Annotated in this window: 26 protein-coding genes; 4 read left to right on the top strand and 22 right to left on the bottom strand. The window is 42.9% G+C overall.

The window, feature by feature from the left end; genetic code table 11:
- Nucleotides 1–506 precede the first annotated feature (506 nt).
- The 11 genes from thrB to GT589_RS05265 all read right to left on the bottom strand — a co-directional run bounded on the left by thrB (nt 507) and on the right by GT589_RS05265 (nt 9,323).
- Nucleotides 507–1,394: a homoserine kinase gene (gene thrB / locus GT589_RS05315; RefSeq protein WP_293397092.1), complete on the bottom strand. Its 888-nt coding sequence runs from the start codon at nt 1,392–1,394 to the stop codon at nt 507–509.
- A 33-nt stretch (nt 1,395–1,427) separates the two neighbouring features.
- Nucleotides 1,428–1,874, bottom strand: coding sequence for an ACT domain-containing protein (locus GT589_RS05310; RefSeq protein WP_293397090.1), 447 nt, complete (start codon nt 1,872–1,874; stop codon nt 1,428–1,430).
- Nucleotides 1,875–2,064: 190 nt separating this feature from the next.
- The gene (locus tag GT589_RS05305; protein WP_293397088.1) at nt 2,065–2,259 is read right to left on the bottom strand and encodes a hypothetical protein; all 195 of its coding nucleotides are present in this window, start codon (nt 2,257–2,259) and stop codon (nt 2,065–2,067) included.
- Between the two features lie 60 nt (nt 2,260–2,319).
- On the bottom strand, nt 2,320–3,132 hold the full coding sequence (gene proB, locus GT589_RS05300) for a glutamate 5-kinase (RefSeq protein ID WP_293397085.1): 813 nt from the start codon (nt 3,130–3,132) through the stop codon (nt 2,320–2,322).
- Nucleotides 3,133–3,244: 112 nt separating this feature from the next.
- A complete protein-coding gene (locus GT589_RS05295; RefSeq protein WP_293397082.1) occupies nt 3,245–3,451 on the bottom strand; it encodes a hypothetical protein in 207 nt (68 codons plus the stop codon).
- Between the two features lie 35 nt (nt 3,452–3,486).
- Nucleotides 3,487–4,659: an NAD(P)-dependent malic enzyme gene (locus GT589_RS05290; RefSeq protein WP_293397080.1), complete on the bottom strand. Its 1,173-nt coding sequence runs from the start codon at nt 4,657–4,659 to the stop codon at nt 3,487–3,489.
- A gap of 39 nt (nt 4,660–4,698) precedes the next feature.
- The gene (locus tag GT589_RS05285; protein ID WP_293397077.1) at nt 4,699–5,277 is read right to left on the bottom strand and encodes a Fe-S-containing hydro-lyase; all 579 of its coding nucleotides are present in this window, start codon (nt 5,275–5,277) and stop codon (nt 4,699–4,701) included.
- 228 nt (nt 5,278–5,505) lie between these two features.
- On the bottom strand, nt 5,506–6,114 hold the full coding sequence (locus GT589_RS05280; RefSeq protein ID WP_293397075.1) for an acetate uptake transporter: 609 nt from the start codon (nt 6,112–6,114) through the stop codon (nt 5,506–5,508).
- A gap of 289 nt (nt 6,115–6,403) precedes the next feature.
- Nucleotides 6,404–7,249 carry a fumarate hydratase gene (locus GT589_RS05275; RefSeq protein WP_293397072.1) on the bottom strand — a complete coding sequence of 282 codons (846 nt, stop codon included), beginning with the start codon at nt 7,247–7,249 and terminating at the stop codon, nt 6,404–6,406.
- A gap of 41 nt (nt 7,250–7,290) precedes the next feature.
- A complete protein-coding gene (locus GT589_RS05270) occupies nt 7,291–8,727 on the bottom strand; it encodes a hypothetical protein (RefSeq protein ID WP_293397069.1) in 1,437 nt (478 codons plus the stop codon).
- A gap of 203 nt (nt 8,728–8,930) precedes the next feature.
- Nucleotides 8,931–9,323, bottom strand: a complete 393-nt coding sequence (locus GT589_RS05265) for a D-Ala-D-Ala carboxypeptidase family metallohydrolase (protein WP_293397066.1) — start codon at nt 9,321–9,323, stop codon at nt 8,931–8,933.
- 136 nt (nt 9,324–9,459) lie between these two features.
- Between GT589_RS05265 and GT589_RS05260 the strand changes: the two genes are divergently transcribed.
- Nucleotides 9,460–9,957, top strand: a complete 498-nt coding sequence (locus GT589_RS05260; RefSeq protein ID WP_330582861.1) for a HutP family protein — start codon at nt 9,460–9,462, stop codon at nt 9,955–9,957.
- A gap of 44 nt (nt 9,958–10,001) precedes the next feature.
- On the opposite strand, the gene GT589_RS05255 is transcribed toward GT589_RS05260, so the two are convergent.
- Nucleotides 10,002–10,964 carry a sensor domain-containing diguanylate cyclase gene (locus GT589_RS05255; RefSeq protein ID WP_293397064.1) on the bottom strand — a complete coding sequence of 321 codons (963 nt, stop codon included), beginning with the start codon at nt 10,962–10,964 and terminating at the stop codon, nt 10,002–10,004.
- Between the two features lie 351 nt (nt 10,965–11,315).
- Between GT589_RS05255 and GT589_RS05250 the strand changes: the two genes are divergently transcribed.
- The 3 genes from GT589_RS05250 (at nt 11,316) to GT589_RS05240 (ending at nt 14,054) form a co-directional block, all read left to right on the top strand.
- The gene (locus GT589_RS05250; RefSeq protein WP_293397061.1) at nt 11,316–12,311 is read left to right on the top strand and encodes an ABC transporter substrate-binding protein; all 996 of its coding nucleotides are present in this window, start codon (nt 11,316–11,318) and stop codon (nt 12,309–12,311) included.
- 80 nt (nt 12,312–12,391) lie between these two features.
- A complete protein-coding gene (locus GT589_RS05245; protein ID WP_293397058.1) occupies nt 12,392–13,294 on the top strand; it encodes an ABC transporter permease subunit in 903 nt (300 codons plus the stop codon).
- Nucleotides 13,260–14,054: an ABC transporter ATP-binding protein gene (locus GT589_RS05240; protein ID WP_293397055.1), complete on the top strand. Its 795-nt coding sequence runs from the start codon at nt 13,260–13,262 to the stop codon at nt 14,052–14,054. The genes GT589_RS05245 and GT589_RS05240 overlap by 35 nt, the downstream gene beginning before the upstream one ends.
- Before the next feature lie 297 nt (nt 14,055–14,351).
- Here GT589_RS05240 and GT589_RS05235 read toward each other — a convergent pair whose 3' ends face one another.
- The 10 genes from GT589_RS05235 to GT589_RS05190 all read right to left on the bottom strand — a co-directional run bounded on the left by GT589_RS05235 (nt 14,352) and on the right by GT589_RS05190 (nt 25,986).
- The gene (locus GT589_RS05235; protein ID WP_293397053.1) at nt 14,352–15,824 is read right to left on the bottom strand and encodes a TrkH family potassium uptake protein; all 1,473 of its coding nucleotides are present in this window, start codon (nt 15,822–15,824) and stop codon (nt 14,352–14,354) included.
- Nucleotide 15,825: 1 nt separating this feature from the next.
- Nucleotides 15,826–16,482, bottom strand: a complete 657-nt coding sequence (locus GT589_RS05230) for a potassium channel family protein (protein WP_293397097.1) — start codon at nt 16,480–16,482, stop codon at nt 15,826–15,828.
- 10 nt (nt 16,483–16,492) lie between these two features.
- A complete protein-coding gene (locus GT589_RS05225) occupies nt 16,493–16,945 on the bottom strand; it encodes a potassium channel family protein (protein ID WP_293397051.1) in 453 nt (150 codons plus the stop codon).
- A 68-nt stretch (nt 16,946–17,013) separates the two neighbouring features.
- Entirely contained in the window at nt 17,014–18,318 is a 1,305-nt protein-coding gene (locus tag GT589_RS05220; protein WP_293397048.1) for a nucleotide sugar dehydrogenase, read from the bottom strand.
- Between the two features lie 2 nt (nt 18,319–18,320).
- The gene (locus GT589_RS05215) at nt 18,321–19,526 is read right to left on the bottom strand and encodes a glycosyltransferase family 4 protein (protein ID WP_293397045.1); all 1,206 of its coding nucleotides are present in this window, start codon (nt 19,524–19,526) and stop codon (nt 18,321–18,323) included.
- A 130-nt stretch (nt 19,527–19,656) separates the two neighbouring features.
- The gene (locus GT589_RS05210; RefSeq protein WP_293397042.1) at nt 19,657–20,934 is read right to left on the bottom strand and encodes a polysaccharide lyase; all 1,278 of its coding nucleotides are present in this window, start codon (nt 20,932–20,934) and stop codon (nt 19,657–19,659) included.
- Nucleotides 20,935–21,120: 186 nt separating this feature from the next.
- Nucleotides 21,121–22,335, bottom strand: a complete 1,215-nt coding sequence (locus tag GT589_RS05205; RefSeq protein WP_293397039.1) for a hypothetical protein — start codon at nt 22,333–22,335, stop codon at nt 21,121–21,123.
- Nucleotides 22,316–23,803 carry an oligosaccharide flippase family protein gene (locus GT589_RS05200; protein WP_293397036.1) on the bottom strand — a complete coding sequence of 496 codons (1,488 nt, stop codon included), beginning with the start codon at nt 23,801–23,803 and terminating at the stop codon, nt 22,316–22,318. Before GT589_RS05200 ends, GT589_RS05205 begins: the two co-directional genes overlap by 20 nt.
- Nucleotides 23,804–23,819: 16 nt before the next feature.
- On the bottom strand, nt 23,820–24,932 hold the full coding sequence (locus GT589_RS05195) for a GNAT family N-acetyltransferase (RefSeq protein WP_293397033.1): 1,113 nt from the start codon (nt 24,930–24,932) through the stop codon (nt 23,820–23,822).
- A 1-nt stretch (nt 24,933) separates the two neighbouring features.
- Nucleotides 24,934–25,986, bottom strand: coding sequence for a glycosyltransferase family 4 protein (locus GT589_RS05190; RefSeq protein ID WP_293397030.1), 1,053 nt, complete (start codon nt 25,984–25,986; stop codon nt 24,934–24,936).
- Nucleotides 25,987–26,005: the final 19 nt, after the last annotated feature.

The following is a 26,005-nucleotide window of genomic DNA, read 5'->3' as shown; positions in this document are numbered from 1 at the left end:
CTCATTGTGACATCTTCCGATGCCTCACTGACTTTAAATAATTTGATGGCTTAGCCATCTTTAAAAAATAAACCTGCTGTTTAGTTTTCAAGGTTCAATTTGCGACTTGATTATCTTATCACTTCAAGTTCTCCAAGTCAACACTTTTTTCGTTTCTTTTTGCTTGCTTTTCGTTTCGTTTTGCTGCCGCTCTCGGCGACATAGACTAATATACCAGCTTTCATATTCTTCGTCAACACATTTTATCAACTTTTTTAATAAATCTTATTTTCCCAAACCTAATGTTTTGTAAGGCCTTTTTGAGTTCGTGCATAATCTGAACATAATCATCCATTCTTTAATTTTAGTTCGCAAATCTACCCTGCTGGCAATATCGCAGCTGAAAGCTAACCTGACCGGCACAAAACAAAGGAGATGACTTTTACGGTCTTTGCATAAGTCAAAGCCGCCAATTGGCCATCCCCTTTATCAGGTGGAAATATTAATGTTCTGTTATTCTGTTATGTTTATATACTTACCCCGTTGTAGTCTGTCTCTAACATTTTAATTTCCCAGTTCCCATCTATTTTTGACAGATATTTTCTCATGGATTCCTCAAAGCCTTCGTTGTCAGTCTTTACAACAGCTATAAGCGTAGAGCCCGATCCGCTTATGAATTCTCCTATAGAACCCAGCTTTTTCGCCTCTTCGAATATTTCGTCCATTCCCATTATCAGATTTTTTCTGTATGGCTGATGTATCTTGTCCTCAAAGCACACTCTGAGCTTGTCGAGTTCGCCCTTGTTCATTGCATTGACAAGCATTGCCACCCTTGATATGTTGAAGACGCAGTCGCTTTTCCCATAGCTTTCAGGCATTACACCCCTTGCTTTTTCAGTGCTGACCTTGAAACCCGGTATCATCACTGCAAACCTTATCTCCTTTGGCACATCAATCTTTGAATATGTCACCTTGCCTCCGTCATATATGGATACTACCATTCCTCCTGTTATTGCAGGCACAACGTTATCCGGGTGGCCTTCAAGCTCTGTCGCCATATCTACTATATCATCGTATGACATGACTTTGCCCATTATCTCATTTGCCCCGACTATTCCGGCTACTATAGATGAAGCACTGCTTCCAAGGCCCCTGCTCAGAGGTATGTTGCAGCTTTTTATTCTTATCTTGACACCCTTGCGTTTGAAGTCGTATTTTTCAAACGCATGCATCATACTTGTATATACCATGTTCTGTTCAAGCGGCAGCTCAAGCTCCGGGTTGTCCCATATAATCTGAACTCCTTCATTTAGTGTTTCTATTTCCACCTCATTATATAGGTTGAGCGCCATGCCTATCGCATCAAAACCCGGCCCCATATTTGCAGTAGTTGCCGGAACTTTAATTTTTATCATTACGAATTCCCTCCATAGTAGTTGTAATTGTTTTTATTCCACAGCCATAAGCTCTGACTTGAAAACACCTTCAATCTCATTTATCCTGCTTACCAGCTCATCTATTTCAATTTCCAGCTCGCTTATGTCAAGAGTTATGCTTACATTGGCGGCATTATTTATTGGTATATCCTGAGATATGGTAAGAATATTGCCCTTTAGCTCCGCAAGCTTGTTGAGCACATTCGAAAGTACGCCCGGCGTGTGATCGAGTATCATTATTATAGTCGCTTTCCTGCCTCGCATAGCTTCCGAAACGGCGAATACATAGTCCTTATATTTGTAGAAGGTGCTTCTGCTTATTTCCTGAAGCTTACATGCCTGGGTTATTCCCTTCGCTTTCCCAGTTCGCAGCATGTCCTTTGCCTTGACCACCTTTTCAAACACATCGGGAAGTATTTCCTTGTCTACTATAAGATAGCCGCTATTTTTCTCCTGCATAATAATATCCCCCATCCAGCTGTGTCTACAACAGACACAAGTGTACTCTGTATAAAGACTTTGAGATATTATAACATATGTGGCGTGCACAAACAACACACACTATTTTTGCTGAAAAGTATTTTTTGCATACAGAAAGGGAGCCTCACGCATGCGCAAAACTCCCTTCAATAGTCTCATTAAATTACTCTTATTCTTTTCTGTGCTGGGTTCTAGCCTTCTTTTTCTTCTCCCATAGCATCCTGAGCTTTCTTTCAGTCGGCTGCTCCCCGGCCTCTATGAACATAGGGCACATAAGACCCTTTTCCCTGCTTATGCATACATTGCCGCTGAGCTTGCACATGTATACGCCTTTTTCCTTGTCATACTTCTCATTCTTACACATAAGGCATCATCCACCTTTCAGACTATCTAACCTGCCGACTGCCGAATATGATGTACTTTCCTATCTGTTTGATGGAGCCACAAAATGAGTCCCTACAGCCTTGCCTTCAAGTATGTCGTAGAGTATTTCGGGGTTGTCTCCGTTTGCTATTATTGTGTCTATGCCGTGCGCATACGCTATGCTCGCCGCTTTTATCTTAGTTATCATGCCGCCCGTTCCTAGAGTCGAGCCCTTGCCCGAAGCCAGATTTTCTATGTCCTCGGTGATGTCATCAACGCGCGATATCAGCTTGGCATCAGGGTTTGTTTTAGGGTTGCCCGTATAAAGACCGTCGATGTCAGAAAGCAGTATGAGCAGGTCTGCATCTATGAGCGCAGCTACAGTTGCAGACAGAGTGTCGTTGTCTCCGAACACTATCTCCTCAGTGGCTATGGTGTCGTTTTCGTTGACTACAGGGATTACATTCATCTCAAGCAGTGTGTTCATGGTGTTTTGGGCGTTCACCCTTGTCCTTTCGGTATCTGTTACATATTTTGTCAGAAGGACCTGAGACACTATCTGGTTGTAGTCGTTGAACATCCTCTGGTATATCTTCATGAGCATCGCCTGGCCTACCGAAGCGGCAGCCTGCTTGCCTGGAACGCTAGCTAGCAGTTCCGGCTTTCCAAGCCTTGCAATCCCAACACCTATTGCCGCAGATGTCACAAACACTATCTGCCTGCCCTGGTTGTTGAGGTCTGAAAGCACGCGTGCAATCTGGTCTATCCTGTGGAAGTTGAGTTTGCCTCCTGGGTAAGTCAGCGTAGACGTTCCAATCTTTACAACTATTCGGTTAATATCATCTATATTTTTGAATCTCACGTTGGAACCCATAAATTACATCCTTTCAAAAAGATTTATACCGAGTATATTCTCTCATTCGATAATGATAATATTGTATAATACTTTGAAAATTACGTAAACATGCATTTTTCGAGCCGGCAAGCTACAGCAGATCATTTCTTCCGTTTTTCTGCAGGAACTCGACCACCTTCTTGACATCCTGAGCCTTAAGCCTGTCATATACTTTGCCGCTGAGAATCAAAAGCTTCTCAAGTATCTTCTGCCTGCTCCGACTTTGTTTCGCTTCGAATAAAAAAAATATCCTGAGATATATTATATACCCCAGAATATTTTCTGCATGCACAAGCATTTTAAGTTATATTTTCAGCATGTGGGCGGTTACTTCTAGACCCTTGCCACACCTGTCTTTCTGGCAGCCTCCATAACCGCCTCAGACACGTTCTTTGCAACCCTCTTGTCGAAGGCTTTTGGAAGTATATACTCAGGCTCGAGCTCGTCTTCCGATATTGTGTTAGCTATTGCATACGCCGCAGCTATCTTCATTTCTTCGTTTATTTCGCTGGCTCTTACGTCAAGAGCTCCCCTGAATATTCCTGGGAACGCAAGCACGTTGTTCACCTGGTTTGGAAAATCAGATCTTCCTGTTCCTATTATCAGTGCTCCGCCTTCCCTTGCAAGCTCAGGCATTATCTCTGGTATTGGATTTGCCATCGCAAAAACTATAGCATCCTTATTCATCGATTTTACCATTTCTACCGATACCACACCAGGACCTGATACTCCTATGAAAACATCCTTGCCCTTTAGCACCTCGGCAAGAGTTCCCTTTTCATTGTGTATGTTCGAAAGCTTGGCAGCCTCTTCCTGTGCCCAGTTGATGTCTTCGGCGCCCTCGTATATGGCCCCTTTTCTTCCGCAGAATACTATGTTTTTGATGCCCATATTAAGCAACAGCTTGCCTATTGCTATTCCCGCAGATCCAGTGCCGTTTATAACCGCCTCCATGTCCTCAAGCTTTTTGCCAGTCAGCTTGAGCGCGTTTATAAGCCCAGCAGCCACAACTATGGCTGTTCCGTGCTGGTCGTCGTGGAAAACAGGTATGTCAAGCTCTTCCTTGAGCCTTTTCTCTATCTCAAAACATCTTGGAGCTGATATGTCCTCGAGGTTTATACCTCCGAACACAGGTTCCATGAGCTTTACAGTCTTTACAATCTCATCGACGTCCTTTGTTGAAAGGCATATTGGGAAAGCGTCAACATCTCCAAACTCCTTAAATAGTATGGCCTTGCCCTCCATTACAGGTATTGCAGCCTCAGGACCAATATCACCAAGACCCAGCACTGCAGTACCGTCACTTACTACGGCAACCAGGTTGCCTTTTGAAGTGTAGTCGTATACCATTTCTTTCTTTTCGGCTATTTCCCTGCAAGGCTGAGCCACGCCAGGAGTGTAGGCCACAGAAAGGTCCACAGAGTCTTCAACCTTTACCTTGCTGCACACCTCTATCTTGCCCTTATGCTTCTTGTGAAGTTCAATCGACATGCTGTTGAAATCCATAAAGTCCCTCCGCATATTAAAATATTGTATTTAGACTTGCTATTTTGACTTGCCTTCTACATATTCCTTGCTGTACTTAGCCCTCTCACTTTCATAAAGGTTGCCCCCCTTGCTGTCTATGACAACAACAGCCGGAAAATCCTCCACGTATATCCTTCTTATAGCCTCTGGACCGAGTTCCTCGTAAGCAACTATTTCAGAGCTTTTTATGCACGTTGATATCAGAGCTCCAGCTCCGCCTACAGCCCCGAAATAGACTGCCCCAACTCTTTTCATTCCGTCAATTACCTCTTCGCTCCTGGCTCCCTTGCCTATCATGCCAGTTAGGCCGCGCTCCAAAAGCGGAACAGTCATCTTGTCCATCCTGCTGCTTGTAGTAGGCCCTGCCGAGCCTATAACAGCTCCCGGCTTTGCCGGAGTAGGCCCCACATAGTATATTATCTGATCCTTAGGATCGAAAGGAAGCTGCTCGCCGTTTGCTATGGCCTCCATCAGCTTCTTGTGGGCAGCGTCCCTTCCGGTATAAATGCTGCCGCTTATAAGCACCATATCCCCAGCCCTTAGCTCCATTGCCTTTTCCTTTGTAAGCGGGGCATTTATTTTTATGACTTCGCTCATGCAAATTCCCCTCTTTCTAAAAAATTAAAACATAATTTATCTACTCTGTTTATAATATCACATACATCACGATAAAAATATAAGTTTTTGTACGTATTTTTGGAGTACGCAAAGCCGCTTTATAAAAAACAGAAGGAGCTCCCTTGACACCTTCAAGAGAACCCCTTCTTATATGATTGCATTATGAAAAATTGTATGAGTCAGGGCGAGAGCCCGGCTCTTTCTTTATTATTTGAATATTCCAAAAGGCTTTCCTACAGGAAGCACGACCTTGCCAAAGTGAGTATTAAGCACTGCAGCTGCCGATCCATAGAATGAAAGCATTGCTATTGCAAACTCAGACCATCCTGCAAGCAGGTGCATAGGCTCCGGAGCTATTCCAAGAGTGCTGAATGAAAGTCCAAGGAAAAGGAAGTCGATAAGCACGAATATCATGAACAGAACCTTGTGAGTTTCCATTGCTCCTACTGTCATGAAAAGCGTGAATATGAGGTATCCTACGAATGCAAATCCAAGCTGCTTTACATCGGCTGACTCGGCAAGAGCCTTTCCGAAAACGCCGTTTTGTATAAGCCAAGTAGTTCCCACAGCAAACCAGAAGAAAGCATATCCTCCGAATGCAGTAGTTCCGAAAACATTGTTCTTTTTAGCATCGTTTATACATGCAAAAAGCTGAGCAAATGCTCCAAGGAATATCGCCCAAGGTATTACAAGAGAAACTCCGCTTGTCCAGCCAAGTTTTGAAGACGAAGCCACTAGCGTAACCATTGCAAGTCCGAAAAGGCCAAGTGCCGACGGATCTGCTGTGACAATCTTACAATTTTGATTGTTTTCCATTCTAATAATCCTCCTAATAAAGCTTTTCAATAGATATTTATAAGTCAATAGGCGTTCCGAAAAACCGCCCCCAATATATTATACATAACTGTTCTATTCTTGCAAACGTTTTTTTGAGCATTTTTGAAATACACCGCGTAATAGCTATTTTTATATATATAAATCTTAATAATATAAAATATCCGGCCCATATCATCCATTATCATCTTATTTGAGAAAATATTGTATTTTATCACCCAGAAAAAAGCTCCCTGACGAGCGGGAGCTTTTTGTTTGCCGACATTTTTTACTATATAATGCGCTCCTCATGCCTTGAAGCATGGCAGTTTATGTTTACTGCTACAGGAAGCCCCGCTATGTGAGTTGGGTATGTTTCTATATTCAGAGCAAGAGCGGTTGTCCTTCCTCCGAGCCCCTGCGGCCCTATCCCCAGACAGTTTATCCTCTCAAGCAGCTCTAATTCAAGCTCTCTTATATGCTCCTTGTCGCTGTGCTTTCCTATCTCTCTAAGCAGTGCCTTCTTGGCAAGGTATGCAGCCTTGTCCATTGTTCCCCCGATTCCAACGCCGACTACTATAGGTGGACACGGATTAGGGCCTGCAATAGATACGGTTTCAACCACAAAATCAACTACTCCTTCTATCCCGTCCGACGGCTTGAGCATCTTTACCCTGGACATGTTCTCGCTTCCAAAGCCTTTAGGCGCCACCGTAATTTTCACCCTGTCGCCTTCTACAATCTGCGTGTATATTATCGCAGGCGTATTGTCTCCCGAATTGACCCTTAGCAATGGATCTGAAACGACCGATTTTCTAAGATAGCCTTCGCTGTAGCCCTGCCTCACGCCTTCATTTATTGCCTCCTCGAGACCTGCGCCTACTATATGCACATCCTGTCCAAGTTCTATGAATATGACAGCCATCCCCGTATCCTGACATATAGGTACGTATTTTTCCCTTGCCAGATTGGCGTTTTGAACTATTATCTCAAGTATGCCCTTTCCTGCAGGCGACTCCTCTGTCTCCACGCTTCCCTTTAGGCTATCAAGCACGTCCTCTTGAAGATTGATGTTCGCGCTTATGCACATCTCCTTTACAGCCTGTGTTATTAATCTAGCATCCACTTCCCTTAGCATCGCATCCTCCTAATTTACGGAGATTTCAATCTCCCTGATTTTTAAAGCCCCTTGAAAATCTTTTTTACAGAATAGAACATATCCATTGATACCAGGACACCTTTCAAACTACCCTTAAGCGAGGGATCGATAGGCTCGTAAAGTATCTCCGGCCACATTATCTCAATCATCCTTCTGTAGAGGATGCAGTTATACTTGTTTCTATAGGAGTCGTTCACCGAAAGCATCATTTCAAGCAGATTCCTGCAACTAAACGGCGAATACTCCTCGATTGCTATATCTGCCTGGGTTCGTTGCGAAGCCTCCCAATTAAGCCCCTCCTCCCATATAAAAAGTGACAGCAGGTCTATGTTCATTTCCTTGGCGAGCTCCAAATTCTTCTTGATCCATTTATCGCACATTTTTGCTGCGTACTCGTTATTCCCATCATATCCTATGTATGTTGAAAAAAGCCTGCCGTTTGGTGTTTTTATGGTGCCGCAATAATTTCTTATAGTTTCACTCACCTGGCTTGTGACGTTAATGCTGTCATTGAACATTTTGTAGAATATGTTGTATATTTCCGGAATATTCTTCGCTATAGGGTATGCGGTATTATCCATGAACGCTCTGCTAAAGTCAGCATCCGCCTCATCACCTGGATTCAGCACCTTAAACGGAATCCCAAATTCCTCAAACAGGCTCCTTGGGATCCTAATATCCTTGCTTTCATCATCCAGCCAAGGATATCTAACAGTATAATATGTCACACTATCTCTGATATCCTTTGTGGCTGCCAGCATAAGGCGACTGTCCCAATCGGCAGTTATAGGCATTATGAGTTTTGACCTTCTTGATATAGCATTCATGAATCCCTTCAGCATCCAACATGCCATTTCACTAGAAGCTTGAATAGATCTTTTTCTCAGCGGCTTCACAGGCCAATATCTGACAACCTCACCATTAATGAGATCCAGATAGAAATTAGGACTTAGTTTCCTTGTGCCATTGTATATTGTGTCTTCCCCTATCCACTGCATAGAGGCGTCTGCAAAAGCTTCGCTCGCATAGAAATCCCGCACTCCGTTGGCCATGTTATTTTCAAGTGCTATATACCGATTCATTATCGGCAGCTGGGTTCCGCAAGCCAGACCTTTACTTCCCTTGTAATAGTATACCTCCATCTGACCTGCCGCATCGTGGTACATTCTGCAGCATTCTTTATCCTCATATATAAGTACAAATCTTCCCCCAAGGTTAAATGTGGCTTCAAGAAAGCTTTCAAAATCCCGATTTTCCCTAAGCAACATTTTGATTATGTCACCATTGCCAAACTCAGGATTCTGCCAATCTAAAATGTATCCCAAGAGAATAACCCTTCTGTTTTCATTTTCAACAACCGTCATATCAAGTTCCGGATGTACATGCAGCACAAGCCTTTCCTTGTATATCCCGTATGTTTTCCAATCCGAAGGCCCGTCCATTGTATAAGGCATCATTATGAATTGTTTTCTGTACAACAGTCTTTCATATAACAATTTATCATAACCAGTATTATCCATCAAAACCTCCAAATTATAATGCTATTATTTCAATATAGGGCTTTTCGCCTGTAAACTAATATGCTTATTATCATAATATATATTATATCAAATATTTATTCCAGTTCATATTACAAGTCGTACCCTCTCCGCTACCATTTCTATCTCACGCGCCATATGTCGTATGGCCTTCCGGCCCCGTTTACAAGATTTTTTCTCACATCAACATGTACAAAGCTCCCGTATATGCCAATCCCACGAAAGCCAGCCTTTACAGCCGCCCTTGCTATCTCCTCCATGCCCACCCCAATGACCTTGATGTCTGCCGCGCGCCCCTCAAGATGCTGCGACCCATCGGCGCCGCCTACTCTCCTGTTGTACTCCTTGCTCCTGTAGCCGCTCGTTATGACTACCGGCCTTTTGAAATAATCCCGCAGAACCTGTAGCCTCTCCACCAGCTCCGCATCCACATAAACGCTCCTTCTCTCATCCCTGCACGCGAACTCCGAGAGCGAGAAATCCCTAGAAAGTTTAATATCCCTTACCACAATCATGCCAAAGCCTCCTCAAATACTCCATAATAAAGAATCCTCTATATTATTAAATATTCATTTAAGTGGTTTTTTTGGCACTGCTATGGGAATAATTTATTTAATAGGCTGCATGCATTTATGCTATAATGTGACATGAATGGCTTCTATATGCATACAGCTGGCCATCATCACTTTCAGGCAGGTGAAAAACATGATAAAAAGCATAGACGTGGCCAAGGCCGCAGTTAAACTGGCCCTTTCAACCCGCGAGGAGGAAGAGAAACTTGTAAGAGATTATAAAAAAGCAGGTATTCTTTCAACAGGCGTGGATGTCGGCGGCAATCTGATTCAGTCCATACCGAAGATAATCGAAAGAGCTCTTGTAGCGTCAAAACGTACCGGGATAATTCAAAACGTACACATACACGAGGGCGCCATAATAGGCGCTGCTAGGGAAGCCATAAATCAGGTTTCCGAAAAGGCAACCGGCTTTAGCGTGGGAGGCAAGATAGGCATAGCCCGCTGCGACGAGCACATAAGCATATGTCTATTCATGAGCATCGGAGTGCTCCATCTCGATGATATGGTAATAGGTCTTGCGCACAGATCTATACCCCTGCTCGAAAACGAGAAGGTCTATTTCAAATCAGAATAAGAGCATAAAAAAACCGCATTTTGTTAAATGCGGTTTTTTTATATCTAGTTTTCCTCGTCTTCTTTTTTCACTATGAAATCTGAGTATATGTCCTCCTGATGTTCCTCGACGCTCTGCTTCCAGTTGTACATCTCCTTGTCGGCAGCCCTTAGCAGCTCGACGAAGCCCTCGCCGTCGGCAGGGTATATGCTTATGCCGTAGCTGCATGAAACCTGCAGCTTCTGCCCTTCGATCTCCATGATGTCCTCTATTGATTTTTTTATCCTCTGGGCTATTTCTTCAGCCTCTTCTCTTTTTTGCTCTCCGGGAAGAACTATTGCAAACTCGTCTCCTCCGAATCTGGCAGCAAAATCCGCCCCTCTTACGGAATGTTTGAGCTTACTGCCTATAAGACTGAGCATCTTGTCGCCCGTAACGTGACCCAGTGTGTCATTGATGTACTTGAAATTGTCAAGGTCCAGGAACACAAGCGCAAAACCGCTTCCTCCGACGCTGGCCTTTAGTATCTCCTCCTCAACCTTCATCTTGAAGAAGCGTTTGTTTGGGAGCTCCGTAAGATCGTCATGCAGCGCCATGTGTAGATATTTTCTGTTGCTTATTATTTCACTTTCGAATTCGCCATTGCCTTCGCCGGCCTCGAATATTATTGCGTGAAGCAGCAGTTTGCCTGCAATCTCCAGCGGAGCCAGGAAAACCTTGACATTCTTCTCGGTTCCATCACTTGTGTAGTGCCTCATATTCGACATTCCAACACCCGCAAGCGCAGCCTTAAGCCTCAGCTCTGCATCCGATTTTTGAAATCTGTTTATATTGCATATGTCCATACCTATAATCTGTTCTCTGTCATACCCGTAAAAACTTTCCGCAGCATCATTCGCTTCGATTATAATTCCAGAATCCGGGTCTATTATTAGCATTACGCCAGGGTAGTTTTGAAACACGAGCTTGAAGAAATCAAACTGACCTTGCTCTCCTTTTACATTTATACCGAACGATACATCTGTCACAAAGCAACACCCCTGAATTATTAATTCAATTTACATCATTTTATCATAAATATTCGTATTTTTGAAATTGTTTAATTGCCCATGCTGAATGTTCAGAAAACTTATACGGTTTTTGTATGATTATTTTTTGTCAATCTATCAGGACGCCTGTCATCCCACGCTTCCTCATGTTTTTATCTGCAAAAGCAGGGTTGACTTTATAAACCCTAGAATATATAATCTTCCTCATACAGCCTTTTCACATACGTTGGAAACGGCTAGGCAACACTGTAGGCCCTTGGGGCGCGTAGGATTTTAACAGCAGCAAACAGTTTATCAAATCACAATTTCAAATCTCAGGAGGATGGTAGTATGGTAAAGAAACTCATATCTATTTTTTGTGCTTCAATTCTTTTGTCCACTTCACTTTTAGCGGGCTGCTCAAAGGCTCCGGACGAATCTGCAAATTCAGAAAACAAAACGTACAGCATAGGTATTTCTCAGATTGTTGAACACCCTGCACTTGACGATGCAAGAAAGGGTATTATTGACGCGCTCAAAGAAGAGGGCTTCGTTGAAGGTGAAAACCTCGAGATAGACTTCCAGAACGCTCAAGGCGAGATGGCAAACGCCCAGACAATAGCAGACGGCTTCGCAGCTGCCAAGAAGGACATGATAGTTGCAATAGCTACGCCTTCAGCTCAGGCTGCATTCAACGCTACAAAAGACATCCCTGTAGTATTTACGGCCGTTACTGACCCTGTAAGTGCAGGCCTTGTGGCTTCTCTTGACAAGCCGGGCGGAAACGTCACAGGCTCTAGCGACGCTGCTCCAATGGAAAAGCAATTCGAGCTGATAAAAGCACTAGTTCCAGACGTTAAAAAACTAGGCGTGATATACAACACAAGTGAGGCCAATTCTGTAGTTCAGGTGGATCAGGCAAAAGCTGTAGCAGCAAAGCTTGGACTTGAAATAGTTGAAGTTGGAATCACATCTGTGAACGATATAGACCAGGCACTCAACTCTGCAATCGGAAATATAGACGCGCTATATGTGCCTACTGACAACACTGTTGTATCCTCAATACCTCTTGTAGCCAACAAGTGCATAGAAAACAAGATACCTGTAATAAGTGCAGAGGACGGCGCAGTTAAAGGCGGCGCGCTTGCTACAGAGGGAATCAACTACTACAACCTTGGACTTCAGACAGGCAAAATAGCTGCCCAGATACTAAAAGGAGAAAAACCAGCCGAAATACCTGTTGGACTCCTTGAGGACACTACACTTGTTATAAACGAGACTACTGCCGCAAAGCTTGGAATTACAATTCCAGAAGATCTCAAAGCAAGAGCGGAATTTGTAAAATAGTTATTTGTAAAACAGTTTTCGATAGTTTGTCAGATTATTTTATTTCTTTGACTGGTTTTCATTGAAGGGAGATGACTCAGTTGCTGGATTTTTCAATAAATGTGCTCCAGATGGGCTTGATATTCGCAATAATGGTCCTAGGAGTATATATAACATATAGGATACTCGATTTTCCAGACCTATCGGTTGACGGCAGCTTCGTTACGGGAGCAGCCGTCGCCTCTATACTTATATTAAACGGCGTAAATCCTTTCATAGCGTGTCTTGCTGCGTTTGCAGCCGGACTTGGCGCAGGACTTATAACAGGATTTCTTCATGTGAAGCTTGGAATAACCAATCTTCTCTCAGGAATACTAGTAATGATAGGGCTTTACTCGATAAACCTCAGGATAATGGGCAAATCGAACCTTCCGCTTTTCAACAATGAGACTATATTTTCATTGGAGATGCATCCGCTTATTGTCATAGCGGCATTCGCAGTGGCATCGAAACTGTTGCTCGACTTCTTGCTGTCGACAAAGCTTGGATTTTTGATAATAGGCACTGGCGACAACCCTGATATGATAACCTCACTTGGAATAGACACAGGCAAGATGAAGATACTTGCACTTATGATATCCAACGGACTTGTGGCCCTTGCAGGTTCCATAATGGCTCAGTACCAGAGATTCGCCGATGTAGGTATGGGAACAGGAATAGTTGTAATGGGCCTTGCCTCAATAATATTCGGAGAGACTCTTTTCAGGAGAGTCCCTATAATGCTTCCTACTACAATGGCGCTTCTTGGCTCCATACTATACAGGTTCAGCATAGGCGCGGCACTCAATCTTGGACTATCGCCTACCGACCTTAAGCTTGTGACCTGCGTAATAATAGTGTTCGCCCTTTCTGCTGGCAACGCTCACAGGTTCACCGGCTTTAGAAGGCTATTGAAAGGAGGGTTTGCAGGTGCTTCAGCTAAACGATCTGTACAAAACCTTTAACAAAGGAACTGTAAACGAAAACAACCTCTACAGAGGACTTTCGCTCACAATAAACGAAGGCGACTTTGTAACAATAATCGGCGGCAACGGCGCCGGCAAATCGACTCTGCTCAACCTGGTTTCAGGCAAAATAGATCCTGACGAAGGCTCGATTTTCCTTGGCGGAGCTGACATAACCCACATGCCCGAATTCCGCAAAGCCAAGTCGATAGCCAGGGTATTCCAGGACCCTTCTAAGGGTACGTGCCCTTCAATGACAATACTTGAAAACATGTCTCTCGCATACAACAAGGGCAAGCTGTATGGCCTCTCAAGAGGAGCCAGCAAGAAGCAGGCGGGACTTTTTGCGGAGCTGCTTTCACAGATAGGCATAGGACTTGAAGACAAGCTCCACACCAAGGTAAGCCTCCTTTCAGGCGGCCAGAGACAGGCGCTTTCCCTGATAATGTCTACGATGACTTCACCTGAGCTGCTGCTCCTTGATGAGCACACAGCAGCACTCGACCCGAAGACCTCGGAGGTAATAATCAACCTTACCGAAAAGATTGTCACCGAGAAGAAGATAACAACTCTGATGGTGACTCACAATATGAACCACGCCATGAAAATGGGCAACAGACTTCTCATGATGCAAAGGGGCAGAATCGCAATAGACATCTGCGGCGAAGAAAAGCAAAACCTCACCCAGGAGAAACTGCTTTCTATGTTTGAGAAGGCCGGCTGCGGGGATGAGGTAAGCGACAGGATGCTGCTGGCTTAAAGTGAAACCTGATAAAACTTGGATTTTACGTTTCGTTTAGAGATTTCCATACGGCGCAACAAAAGCGTATAATTTGGATTTTTGACAACTCGCTCCGCTCAAACAGTCAAAAATTCCTTTAAATTATACGCTTTTATTTTGCCTGGAAATCAACTAAACTCACTTAACAAAATCCTGCGTTTTTATCAGGTTTCTCCGCGCAAGTATGTAAAAAATCAAAACATAGCGAGTTCTCAAAATCACAGATTTCAGAATGCATAAGCCCAAGGAAATCACACAACGAAATTTAAAGGTCAATTATTTCACCGGATTTCGTACATAGGAAAGCTTCACTAGATTTACAATCCCGTAGAACACCACAAAAAACTCCAGCCTTCCAAGGAACATTCCAGCGCTTTCTGTCCACAGGACTATTTCTGGCGCATTCGGCGATGTTATTCCCATAGAAAGGCCTACTGTGCTCATTGCCGAAGCGAATTCGAACATCGAATCTCTGAGGCTGTAGCCGTTTATAGTTAGCACGGCCACTCCCGCCAAATAAAGCATTATGTACATAATAGTAAAGCAGGCCGTGTTTATTATATGTTCGCTGCTTATCTCATATGGACCCTCGGCTCTTTCTATGTACTCGTGTCTGATTACATTCTTCGGAGCAAAAAAACGCGCCATATTCCAATGCAAAGTCTTTATGAGCAAAAGCACCCTATATTGCTTTAAACCGCCCGCCGTAGAGCATGTGCCTCCTCCTATTATCATTAGCAGCATCAAAACCAATATCCCGAAATCGTCCCATCCGCCGTAGCTTACGCTTGAATATCCGGTAGTAGTAAATGCTGATATGAGCTCGAAAAACGAAACCCTGGCCGCCTTTCCAAAGGATTCGTACAGTTTTGATGCAGAAAAGAAAAACACTAGCGGTATGAAAAACGCAAGCAAAAATGCTGACAGTCTAATTTCTCCAAGTCTGAAGAACCTCCTGGCCTCACCTTTCATTAGCATGTAATGGGTGCCGAAGTTGATGCTGCCAAGAAGCATTAAAAGTATAGTTATTAACTCTATATTTAAGCTTTCATACTCTCCTATGCTCCCGACTCTCGTGGAGAATCCACCTGTTGATATAGCAGACGCAGAATGGTTTATGGCCTCAAACGCTGACATTCCCGCTTCCATGTAGAGCGCCGATCCAACTACAAAATATCCTGTATATATTATCATCATGAATTTTGCGGACTTAACGACATTGGGTATTATATCCTCCCGACCCTCGGCGCTGAAGAGTCCGAAACCGTATGGCCCTATTATTGCCGAGAGCATTACTACAGCAAGTCCGGCTCCACCGAAAAACTGCATTATACTTCTCCAAAACAGAATTATGCGCGGAGTTTTTTGTACATCTACAACTGAAAGGCCAGTGGTAGTCCATCCACTCACAGCTTCGAAAACTGCCTGAGTGAAGTTCAGCCCCCCTGATATCAAGAATGGCAGTGCTGAAATTATAATGGTCAAAATCCATGCTACAACGATTATAACACTGCCATCTTTTACAGTAATTCCCTCCTGCTTGCTACCTTCTTGCAGGCTCATTATGTACCCTTTAAGCAGTGCCACAGCAGCTGGAATTAAAAATCCCACAGCATACACAGACTCCTGTGGATAAAAAGGCAGCAAAAGCAAGGGCAATATATATATGAGCGAAGACCCCATAAGTATCTTGCCCGTGTAGCTTATGACAAGCCTTCGCCTTTCCCCTAGAACATCTGTATATGCCAAATCAATCAGCCCTTCCTCTTATTGCTTCAATTAACGCCGGCTGCACGCTTCTAAGCGACAAAATTATCAGCCTGTCCCCCTCCCTTATAATGGTATTCTCCTTTGGAACCATCTGGATTTCACCCCTTACAATAAAGCCGATTACGGAATCCTCTGGCATATCCAGCTCAATAATGCTCTTGCCAGCAGCTATGAAATCAGAGCCTATTTCAATATCCATAATGTCTATTTTTCCCGCTTCAATAGGCATCAGGCTTATTATCTCGTCAACGGAGACCTCTTGATCTATCACTCCGAATATTATGTCTGCTGTACTTATGACGGCATGAACCCCCAGCTTTTTAAAAACTTCTACGTGTTCAGGGTCGTTTACAACCGCCAGAGTCCTCTCCACTCCATAAATTTTGCCTGCTACCTGACAGACAATAAGATTTTCAGCATCACTATTTGAAATTGCTATTACCACATTGCAGCCAACAACGCCTGCATCCTCGAGCACCGCCGGATCAGTGCCATCTCCGTGCACAATTGACGCCTTATGAATCTTAGCCAGTCTTTTACACTCTTCCTCATCCTTGTGTAACACTATCAGCTTGTGACCTTCTGCAATGAATTTTTTCACCAGAAAGTGAACCTTGCTATGCCCACCTACAATCATTATATGCAAGCTATTCACCTCCTCCGTCGCTCTCTATGTAATCCCTGAAAGCCTCCGCCGAAAGAATCATCGGGCATATAGTCTCAAGCTCGAATTCTTCATAAACCTTCTGCCTGTGCGGCTCATACACCCTCGCCACAACCTTTTTAACCCCATATATGGTCTTAGCTATCTGAGTCAGCATTATGTTAGTATTGTCATCATCTGTTGTAGCTACAAAAACGTCTGCATTTTCAATCCCGGCCTTTTTTAATGTGTCAAGCTCCGTGGCATCCGCCTCAAGCATAAATCCTCCAAAGCCATCCGGCAGCCTGCCGAACGCCGATGGCCTCATATCTACCATCACAACGCTTTTCCCCGATTCAAAAAGCAAACCGGCAAGATGCGCCCCCAGCTTTCCGCAGCCCACAATTATAATATATTTATCATTAATTCCATTTTCACCCATTGAATTCATCTCCATAAAAGTTTTGGGACAAGGGGTGTTATATCATCCCCTTGTCCCAGCTGGATTAATTATTTAGGTAGTGATTATTCCGCCGTATCTTCCGCTGCAACCTCCTGCACATCCGCCTTGCCATTGCCTAGCACCTTGACTTTAAATCCAGCCCTTTCGAGTTCTTCCTTGTTCATGAAGTTGCGAAGATCGAAAAAGACTTTTCCCCTAGTAAGCCTGCAAAGCTCTGTGAAATTGATTTTTTTGAAGGCTTCATGATTCACCCCCAGCACAACCATTTCGCTTTCACTTGCCGCCTCTTCAAGACTTCTCGCTTCACATGCGAACTTCTTTGCATGCGGATCATAGGCAGCGACTTCATACCCTCTGCTGCCGAGTACTGAAATGAGGTCTATTATAGGACTCTCTCTCGTGTCATCAACATCTGCCTTATATGTAACCCCCAAAATACATATCTTGCGTGAATAGTCACTTTCTCCTAGCATTCCATCTATTGCATCCGCTACAAAACGAGGCATAGAGTCGTTTGTCTGCCTTGCCATTTTTATTATCTCTGCAGTTTTAGGATTTTTTTCGACTATGAACCATGGATCCACCGCCAGACAGTGTCCGCCTACGCCAGGCCCAGGCTGATGTATGTTGACTCTCGGGTGCTTGTTGCATAGTCTTACTACCTCCCATACGTCTATCCCTATTTCCTCGCATATCTTGGCCAATTCATTTGCAAGTGCTATGTTGACATCCCTGAATGTGTTCTCCATTACCTTGCACATTTCTGCAGTGGTTTCGTCAGTCAGAAAAATTTCACCATTTACAAAGGTCTTGTATATGTCTTTTATCTTCTCTGCGCTTTTCCTGTTTATGCCTCCCACTATGCGGTTATTACCCACCAGCTCCATTAATATTTTCCCTGGCAAAACTCTCTCAGGAGAGTGTCCCACATAAAGCTCCTCGCCAAGAACAAGCCCGCTGCGCTCTAGTATTGGACATAGGACATCCCTTACCGTTCCCGGAGGTGAGGTCGATTCAAGAACTACGATATTACCGTTTCTGACGTACGGTACTATACTCTCGGCCGCTTCAACAACATATCTCATATCAGCCCTCTTGTCATTTGTTATAGGTGTTGGCACTGCTATTATAAAAACATCGGCTTCCTCTGGCTCCGTGCGGCCTATAAGATTCTCTGATTTGACAGCCGCCTGCACCAATATGTCAAGATATGGCTCTTCTATTGTTATCTTAGCATTGTTGAGTGCATCTACAACCTTGCTTCTGACATCCACTCCAATTACATTATGTCCATGTGTTGCAAACATCGCAGCCGTAGGCAAACCAATATATCCAAGTCCTAACACACATATTTTTTTTCTCTGCATACTCAAATTCCTCCCAAGACATCATTGTATACTTTCATCAGCTCTATAACATGGTTTTCAGGGGTCCAAGGAGCATCCCAGTATCTTCTGTGAGCTTCCCTTCCCATACTTCTAACCAAAGAGTCACTTCCCATAACCTTGAGCTTTTGCACAAGATCATCTATACTTCCCCTTTCAAATATAAAACCGTCCTCGCCGCTTTCAACAAGCTCTTCCGCAGAAGAACCGCTCGATACTATTGCTGGAATTCCAAGAGCCTTTGCTTTTAGTACAGCTAAAGCATGCGTCTCATTAAGCAGTGTGGGGAAAACCATCACTCTCGATTCGCGCAGCAGTCTTATTTCATTTTCAGGTCTCAGTCTCCCGCTGAATAAGGCGCCCGGCAATATTTCTTCAAGTTGCTTTCTCATAGGCCCAACTCCTATGAATGTGGCTTCAACACCAGCCAATGATGCCGCTTTTGCAAATATGCCGGCTCCATTTTCAGCTCCTAGTCTGTCCACAAAAGTGAAAATTTTACTTTCCGCAACCCTCTCCGGACCTTCATTTTTTATACTAATCGGACTTTTCACACTGTATATTCTGGCTGAATCAGGCAGATATGGACGGATTATTCTTTCGCTATACTCTGAAATGCTTATAAAGGCATCAACGCCTGCAGGCACCCTGCCCTTTTTCATCTGTATCGCCTGACGCGAGCATTTCCATAGTTTGTGCATATGCCCCCGATTTTCACAATTGCTCCTTATGCATGCTGCAGAGAGGCCTTCGAGCTCGCAGCAAGCTTCATTTCTGCAGTCATAGAAACTGCCGCTGGGACATGCAATAAAATAATCATGAAGTGTGAGCACGCACTTGAATCCCCTGTCCATAACTACTCTGAGTGCAGCTGATGAAAGTATATTCACAAACGAATGAAAATGAACTATAGTATTGTTCTTATCTACTGAGCCTAGCAAACGTCCCAATGACACATAAGCCTTCCTGTTCCATAAGCTAATATTCTCGAAGCCGTCTTCTCTGATATCCTTTTGGTCCATACTTATAACTGTTATGTTCTTGTGAATTAACTTTTCATCAATCGGCCCTACTGCGCAAAAAAATATCACACTCTCACCAGCTTGGGCAAGGGCTCTGGCACTCTCAATGGCTAGAGCACTCGAAACTCCTTTTATGTTTGCATAGTCATTGACTATAACTATTTTCATTTAATTTCTCTCCATCCGCATATTTTGCAATCGTTGCAATATCATAATGTTTTATACCCAAATACATGCACATATAAATAAAAAAAAGAGCCCGTTAAGGCTCTTTAGAACTAAATAATTTACTCTGTATTTATTTTACCCTTGTTATCTTCAAATCGTCATAATATATTATGCTTTTTCCCGTTTGTGAAGATGTGTTACGGTATGAACCAAGCTTTAGGTAATCTCCCGCAGAATTCAGAAGAGTAGGTATGTTCAATCTGTAATCGCCAGGAAGCTTTTTAGCATCCCAGTTGGCATTGTACTCAGTAACGAATGCCATAGGCTTGTCATTTGCAAGCACTTCTATGTAGCCATCATTTCCCTGTGACCACTTTATGTGAGTTTTCAGGTCTACCCATTGACCTTTCTTGACTGCAACTTTTTCAGATCTGATCTCTGTAACGCCAACCTTTAGATTGTGAACTACCACATACATGTAGCCGTCATGGTATTGAATTGATATTGTAGGTCTTCCGTTTACATACTCATCAGCGTTACCCCAGTTTCCGTCTACTGGCTGCGGATGCCACTGGCCTAGTATTTCCCAATCAGAGCTGTTTGAGTGCGCAGGATCAACCATGAATTTCCAGTTGTACCAGATTTCGCTTCCCGCCGGCTCAGCCTTCCATTTTGAAGCTATTTCACTTCTAAGTCCGCTGTACACTTTTGAATCTGTGTCTCTAAGCTCGAATCTTGCAACGTTGTTGCTTGAGTTCAGTGGGTCTTTTACTATAGTCACACCATATGATGTTGAAGTTTCCTTGTTCCAATTGGATAGGCCGTCGAAAGCGTCATTAATCAGTGATGTTCCTGATATTGAAGCTGATGATGTTGTCGTAGAAGACGTAGTTGTTGTGGATGGTTTAGTTGTAGTTGTAGTTGTAGAAGCTGTAGTAGTTGTTGAAGGCTTTGTTGTAGTTGTAGATGCTGTTGTAGATGTAGATGTTGTTGGTTTTGTTGTAGTTGTTGTAGTTGTTGTTGTTGGCTTTGATGCCGTTGTTGTAGAAGATGTTGAGCTCGATGCGTTCAGGGCCTTGATTATGGCGTAGACTTCACCTTTGTTATTTAGCAAATATCTCTTAACGCTTCTTTTCGAGTCCAAACTTACACCTTTTTTAACAAGTAGCTTCTTCACCTCAAGTTGAAGTGCCTTAAGCTTTGCAGAATCCTTGGAATAATCCACTTTGAAATATTCCTTAAAGAAATCCGCGTTCAGATAATTATATATGACAGCGTCACTGCTTGTTTGGCTTGAGCTGCTGTATGTTCTATTGTAGTCATGTGCAAAAACTGTTCCCAAGCTGCCCATTGTCATAATTGCCGCTATCGAAAGCGCTACACCTTTTCTCATGTTTTTGATATTCATATTTATTTTCCTCCGTTTTTTTAGGTTTATGCAGGTTATTTTTGGCACTCTCCTCCTTTCAAATTTTTTACTTATACCTGCTTTGTATAATTTTATTGTCTTTTGAATTATATAATTAGTTTTTGAGTTTAAACATCCTACCCAGGTCCTATTTTTTTGTTCGCAGCTGCCCTTCGATTGTAAATTTTACTTTAATTCTGTCGTTTTATATACACCATCCATTATCTCAATATTGAATACGCCGTTTGTTTTAGAGACTTCTTTTCCATTTGGAAGTATAAGTTTTTCAACGCCGCCTCCCTCCACTTTCAGGCTCAAGAATTTTGATGAAAGCTCGACATTTCCAGGTTTGAATTTAACAGCGAATTCATCTCCACTCTGCTCTATGACACTGTTCTCCCTGCAGTAGTAGTATTCAGCCAATTCGCTTCCAGTGCAGTACCATACGTTTTTCCCCGAAATATAATCGAATATTTCATTCAAGCCTTCCATATCGTCAAATATGTTCAGAAGCTGTCTTCTGCCGTCGTTTCTTGCCGGAGAAATGTGTTCTTCTATACTTATCAAAAGCTTGTTTTTTATGAGATAGTCTATCTTCCTCATTTCTTTTTCGATGAGCTGCCTTCTGAGCAGTCTTTTGACGGTGCCCTTTATAATCCTTTCGTCTTTATTTAGATACCTGTTAAGCATGTGTCCACCAATCGTAGTAGGTATGTCTATTACGCCGTTTTTCCCAAAAGTTTTTATATCGTAACTTGTCAGCGGATTTTTATCGCTCCCCCCATGCTCACTATCGCCGTATTCTATAAGATCAACATTCGAATGCCTGCACCACCAAAAAAATCCGCTTCTGTCTATGCTCTCGTCCCCATACTTGCCCGGCTCGTATCCACAGTACTTGCCTCCTTTGGGATAGAAGCCAAAAACCTCATAGAATATACTTCTTCCTTTCTCTATCGTCTCTAAAGCTTCCTCCAGACTTTCGAAGGTCGACCATTCCTGGACAAAATCTTCCATTTTTTCCCTGGCAATGCCGTGAGTAGTCCCGTGATAAGCCATTTCAAACTTTGGATTCTCACCTATATTTCTGAAGAATGCCTTTGTCTCCTCATCGGAATTTATTGCTTCTGATATCACCTTTATACTTGAATCCGACACCACACCACTTCTTTTTCCAACCGGCACAAAAAAAGTCGTCTTGATCTTCGGATGTCGTAAAAGCAATTTTTGCTCGAGGTAATCAAAAGAAGAATTTTCACCGTGTTTTGCATAGCCCCAGTCTTCACCAAGCTCAATGGAACCGCTTCCGCTGACATCCACCCAGGCATTGGCAAGATCGTCTATCCACAAAAGTACTGGAGAATCTGCATTCCCATACCACTTACAAACTTCTATCTTCATCCTCAACCGCCTCCCTTTTGCCCAATTTATCCTTTATTATACTGCTTAAAATGACAGTATACGATTTTGGTACGAATCCGAATGCAAAGCTTATGAACAAATACAGAGTCACAAGCATTAAATTATAAAAGAATTCCAAAAGCATATCCATTCTATGGAACTCAAAAAATAAATACAATGTGTATACAGCAAAAAAAGGAATCCCTGCCTTAAAAAATCTCCCCACGCCTATTTCCATTCTATAATATACCCTTCCTCCAAAGTAATACATTATAGTCATTGCAAAATACGATATTAATGTAGAAATAGCGGCTCCGTAAGCTCCGATACGCGGAATCAACGCCAGGTTCAGCATTATATTCAAAAGCGTCGCCACTCCGGGTATTGCAAGGTTCAAGAAAACCTTCTTTTCGATATGAATCCCCAGAGAATAAAATTCACAGCTCCCATCAAGCAAGTACGCCATAACAATGAATGGAACTATCATGAAAGCCTGCGAATAATCGTCCGTTGCAAGTATTTTTATAGTTATGTTTGCATAAATAGAGATTCCCAGCACCGCGAACCAACCTACAATGTTATATAAGTCAAAAAGCTCCTCAAGCTTTCGCTTCCCGTCCTTATCCTTGTAAACGCTGTACTTGTAGGGTATTAGCGCATTAATAAAAGGCGTAACTAGAAACGGCATTATTAGCATTCCCACCTTGTAACCTATCGAATACACAGCAACAGTCGCGTATCCCATAATCGCCTTTAGAAAGTACCTGTCCACGAGAGTTAGAAGCCACTCCAGAAAATCCGAGGCGCCAGCCATTCCAATCCCATATGACAACATATCCTTCAGCTCGCCTTTTCCCCATTCAATCCTTATGTGCCTGTAATCCGCCAAAAACAGTATGGACAACACTATAATATAGGAGAGGCATTGTGATTTTAGTATCCCAATTATGCCTCCGTCCTTGGCTACCACAAAAAGCAATGCAAAAGCCAAAGTCAATCCAAGCTTTGCAATCTCAATCAAGCTCGCCTTTAATGCCTTGTACTGCATAGAATAATAGGCTGTGTAAATGCTTATTATGCATAAAAGCAACGTGCTTATTACAATATATCCAATATACTCAACACCGTGCGCTTCCGCCGCAAACATTACGCTCGCAAGCCTGCCGGCAAAAATCAAGCTGAGCGCGTATATAACAGCGCCCCAGATAAAAGAGAATGTAAGCGCAATATTTTTAAGCCTGTTCTTGTCATCATACTCGTTGAAAAACCTCTTCATCCCGGAGAAAATTCCCAAAGCAATGAATATTGAAAACAAGCTTTGATATGAAGTTATTATCGAATAGCTTCCGTATTCAACCAGTGTCAGGTTGTTTGTATATATGGGAGTCAACAGTAGATTGATAAAATTTGAAACCATCGACAGCCCCAGGTATACCCCCCCAGTCTTTACCATCAAACTGTTTTTCATGAATTTTCGCCTACTCTCAAGAGTTTTTGCCCAGAATATAGCTTACACCCTGCCTCATGTCGCTTAGTCTCCTCAGGTATCTGCCTTTATCCCTGTCCTCATTCCAAAACTCGAGCTGATATAGCGACGTAAACTTGTCGGTGAAATCGAATTTCCAAGGATACCTTCCACAGCCCATGTCAAGCTTGGCTGCAATTTTGTTCTCGAAGCAGTGTCTAATTATCTCCAGGGAAAGGACGCTTCCAACGCTGAATTTCTCAAATTCAGGGTCGTATGCCGAATTCCAGGAATGCAAAACATCCTTGTATATATAACACGCCTCATACGCTATGTATTTGTTATGGTTGTTGCTCTTTAAAAAAAACGTCATCAGATTGTTATTTCCCTTGTAGATGTTCCTTATAAACGCACATTTTCTCTCATCGGCAAAAAGTGACTGCCTATCCAATCTATTCTTTTCATTTCTCAGATACTCCTGCTCTCCTATATGAAGGGTTGCCATCAATTCGTACACATCCGTGTCCTTGCAAACCTCTATTTCATAGTCCTCCGTTTCTTTGAGCTTTCTCATATTCCTGTTCATGCTCTTTGATATGAAATAATCCTTATAATGCTCAAAGCTCTCAAATCTATCAAAATTGATATTCGGGCATTCAAGATTATAGCGTGAATAGCCAAGCAAACCATTATATTTCCTGCTTTTCAGGAAGAAGAGGCCCAGTTTTGAATCGTTTATTATATTCTGTAGGTTCACCTTATCCCAGTTATCGTTATTTTCTTCTACACAATCAAATATTTTCCTGAATATGGACATTGGATTCTCCTTTGTATGGTCAACCAAAACCGTAAAAAAATCCCCCATACCCAAAAATACAAGCTCCCTATATTTTAATCCCCACTTGCTGTGATGCTCAATTGCGAATGGAGCTATGCCCAGCACGACATCTCCCTCAATTATGCATATTATGAAAAGTCCCCTGTCCTTGTCATCTCGGTGAGCTTCGCACCATGCCTTTGCAAATCTAAAGGTGCTGTATATTGTCGCATCTGCATCTATCACCTGAAGCCTTTCCCATTGCTGCTCGAGCTTGTAGAATTCTTCTATTGAAGTTATTATTTTGCATTTCATTCTACCCCTCCTTACCCAGGATGTCCTTATAAACTTTAAGAATCAGTTCCGTATTTTCCTCTTTCGGTAAATTATTAAGACGCTTTTCATGCTCCTCAATATTGTCTATCAATTCAACCGTCTTTTGATACAGGTCCTCACTATCGCGTGTCTTGAACAATATGCTTCCAATGGGCCGCCTTGAGACATCGCTTGCTATGCTGGGCACCCCGCTGTATAAAGCCTCAGCAACCGAGAGAGCATATCCATCCGTATTCGTCGGTCTTATAAAAAAATTCGATTTTTTCAATACAGCTTCAAACTCAAGGTTTTCATGCACAAAGAGGAATCTGTCCTCTATGCCCTTTTCCCGAATGACATCCTTAATATGCTCGTAGTAATCTAGATTGTTTATATACCCTTTTGAGATGCAATAAATAAAACCAACATCGTATTTTTGCGAAATTCGTCCACACAGCTCCACAAGCATGTCAAGCCCATACAGATCCTCTCCCCTGTAAAAATTCATGTTTGAGCCGTTGGCTGAGGCTATCATTTCATGCGCGGCTATGAATTCCATTACATACTCCGGAAGAATCCCTTTGCCAGCAGTTTGAGGCAGAAAGCCGTTGATGCAGCGAATCTTGTCTTTGCTGCATCCCCACAGCTCGAGCTTTTCCTGCACCTTCTCAGAAACGGCTATTATCAGATCTGCATTTTTTAAAACATAACGTGCGAGTTTCTTCTCCCAAAAGCCCATATTTTCAATTTCGTACCTGAAGCTGTGGAAGGTTAATATTATCTTTTTCCTCCTGACTTTTGATATGAAAGTCATCGCCGCCCTGTGCTTCCAGCTGAGCGTATGCACATGTATTATGTCTTCTTTTATTGTAAAAAAATACCAGAGCACCCACAACTTTGCCCTGGCTATCTTCTTCAAGCGCCTGTCACTCGATTCGCTGACGTTTTCTATATCGTATATAGTAACCTTTATGCCGCTTTTCTCCAGCACATCAGCGAGCCTTTTTATATGAACTTCAATTCCGCCAAAAGGCGGCGCGCAACTACCTATCAATGCAGCCCTCAAACAGCTC

Origin of the sequence: Peptoclostridium sp. (genome assembly GCF_009881055.1) — a bacterium.
Lineage (GTDB): Bacteria > Bacillota > Clostridia > Peptostreptococcales > Peptostreptococcaceae > Peptoclostridium_A.
The sequence above is the reverse complement of the archived record's forward strand: the minus strand, read 5'-3'. Positions and strand labels throughout refer to the sequence as shown.

Coding starts and splice junctions, on each gene's coding strand:
- thrB (WP_293397092.1), bottom strand. CDS start 1,394: ATGATAAAAATTAAAGTTCCGGCAACTACTGCAAATATGGGGCCGGGT.
- GT589_RS05310 (WP_293397090.1), bottom strand. CDS start 1,874: ATGCAGGAGAAAAATAGCGGCTATCTTATAGTAGACAAGGAAATACTT.
- GT589_RS05305 (WP_293397088.1), bottom strand. CDS start 2,259: ATGTGTAAGAATGAGAAGTATGACAAGGAAAAAGGCGTATACATGTGC.
- proB (WP_293397085.1), bottom strand. CDS start 3,132: ATGGGTTCCAACGTGAGATTCAAAAATATAGATGATATTAACCGAATA.
- GT589_RS05295 (WP_293397082.1), bottom strand. CDS start 3,451: ATGCTTGTGCATGCAGAAAATATTCTGGGGTATATAATATATCTCAGG.
- GT589_RS05290 (WP_293397080.1), bottom strand. CDS start 4,659: ATGGATTTCAACAGCATGTCGATTGAACTTCACAAGAAGCATAAGGGC.
- GT589_RS05285 (WP_293397077.1), bottom strand. CDS start 5,277: ATGAGCGAAGTCATAAAAATAAATGCCCCGCTTACAAAGGAAAAGGCA.
- GT589_RS05280 (WP_293397075.1), bottom strand. CDS start 6,114: ATGGAAAACAATCAAAATTGTAAGATTGTCACAGCAGATCCGTCGGCA.
- GT589_RS05275 (WP_293397072.1), bottom strand. CDS start 7,249: ATGCTAAGGGAAGTGGATGCTAGATTAATAACACAGGCTGTAAAGGAG.
- GT589_RS05270 (WP_293397069.1), bottom strand. CDS start 8,727: ATGATGCCTTATACAATGGACGGGCCTTCGGATTGGAAAACATACGGG.
- GT589_RS05265 (WP_293397066.1), bottom strand. CDS start 9,323: ATGATTGTGGTAAGGGATATTAAACTTTCTAGGGATTTCTCGCTCTCG.
- GT589_RS05260 (WP_330582861.1), top strand. CDS start 9,460: ATGGCTTCTATATGCATACAGCTGGCCATCATCACTTTCAGGCAGGTG.
- GT589_RS05250 (WP_293397061.1), top strand. CDS start 11,316: ATGGTAAAGAAACTCATATCTATTTTTTGTGCTTCAATTCTTTTGTCC.
- GT589_RS05230 (WP_293397097.1), bottom strand. CDS start 16,482: ATGATTGTAGGTGGGCATAGCAAGGTTCACTTTCTGGTGAAAAAATTC.
- GT589_RS05225 (WP_293397051.1), bottom strand. CDS start 16,945: ATGGAGATGAATTCAATGGGTGAAAATGGAATTAATGATAAATATATT.
- GT589_RS05220 (WP_293397048.1), bottom strand. CDS start 18,318: ATGCAGAGAAAAAAAATATGTGTGTTAGGACTTGGATATATTGGTTTG.
- GT589_RS05215 (WP_293397045.1), bottom strand. CDS start 19,526: ATGAAAATAGTTATAGTCAATGACTATGCAAACATAAAAGGAGTTTCG.
- GT589_RS05210 (WP_293397042.1), bottom strand. CDS start 20,934: ATGAATATCAAAAACATGAGAAAAGGTGTAGCGCTTTCGATAGCGGCA.
- GT589_RS05205 (WP_293397039.1), bottom strand. CDS start 22,335: ATGAAGATAGAAGTTTGTAAGTGGTATGGGAATGCAGATTCTCCAGTA.
- GT589_RS05200 (WP_293397036.1), bottom strand. CDS start 23,803: ATGAAAAACAGTTTGATGGTAAAGACTGGGGGGGTATACCTGGGGCTG.
- GT589_RS05195 (WP_293397033.1), bottom strand. CDS start 24,932: ATGAAATGCAAAATAATAACTTCAATAGAAGAATTCTACAAGCTCGAG.